The following is a 902-nucleotide window of genomic DNA, read 5'->3' on the forward strand; positions in this document are numbered from 1 at the left end:
GCGATAAAATCACTTAATCTGAGCCGGAAAAGCGCGATAAGTGCAAGTTTGACGGATTATAAGTGCAATCCTCTATAAGTACGTGACATCGTTCGTCTCCTAGGTTTGAACCTAGAAAACATCGAGAAGCAGATAAAAGAAGCCAGCAGGATGCGCTACTTCGTCATTTGAACAAACGAAAATACCCGGTTCGCGCAGGGGCGTCCCGGGGGATTGAGGCGTTGCGGATTTGGCAATTTGATCAAGCGTTTTGAAGATGCAGTCGACTGGATATGTAGCTCGAATGCAACACCGTGGCAGGTTTATCGTTGTCATAACTCGGGGGAACCGAGTGTTTGTTAACGGAGTTTCATGAGAGCAACACAGTAGGGAAGTTGAGTGGAAGTTGAGGAGTCCGAGAAAATTTGGATCCCATGCATGTGATAGTTTGACTCAGTTCTCGCGTTTGAAATGAACAAACGCGTTGATGCCGACAAGGATCAGAACCGTTAGCGGGGCGATGCTGTGAGTGAATTCGCCGTTAAGGACGAGTGTGCCGGCGGCGGCGATCATGACGCTTCCGGCAAGTGCTGAGCCAATCAATCGGGTTGCACTGAATGCGAGAAGGATGGCTGCGGTCCATTCCAGGGTGCCGGTGAGATACGGGAACCAGGTCGGGTAGCCCCATCTTGTGTAGTCCGCCAAGGTCGCCTCCGATGCGGCAAGGTTCATGGTACCGCCAATGGCAAAGAAGATTGCCAGCACTAGGGCGTAAATCGTTATCCAGTTCAATTTCTTCATGTGTCTCGCTCTGTTGGCGCCAGCTAATCGGCCGGTATGTAATTTCGGGCGTGATGAAACCGCCCGCGGCAAAAAATCTTATGCGATCACGGATTTAGCCAACAATTTCCGGGGATGTTAGC

Annotated in this window: 1 protein-coding gene; it reads right to left on the reverse strand. The window is 50.7% G+C overall.

Features of this window, described 5'->3' with window-relative positions; genetic code table 11:
* Positions 1-432: 432 nt before the first annotated feature.
* On the reverse strand, positions 433-780 hold the full coding sequence (locus tag WA429_RS21320; protein WP_068517695.1) for a DoxX family protein: 348 nt from the start codon (positions 778-780) through the stop codon (positions 433-435).
* Between the last annotated feature and the right edge of the window lie 122 nt (positions 781-902).

Origin of the sequence: Thalassospira sp. CH_XMU1420-2, assembly GCF_037029325.1 — a bacterium.
GTDB classification, from domain to species: Bacteria; Pseudomonadota; Alphaproteobacteria; order Rhodospirillales; family Thalassospiraceae; genus Thalassospira; species Thalassospira povalilytica.

What these genes read in the sequence shown, in the direction of transcription:
- WA429_RS21320 (WP_068517695.1), bottom strand. Translation starts at nt 780, where the DNA reads ATGAAGAAATTGAACTGGATAACGATTTACGCCCTAGTGCTGGCAATC.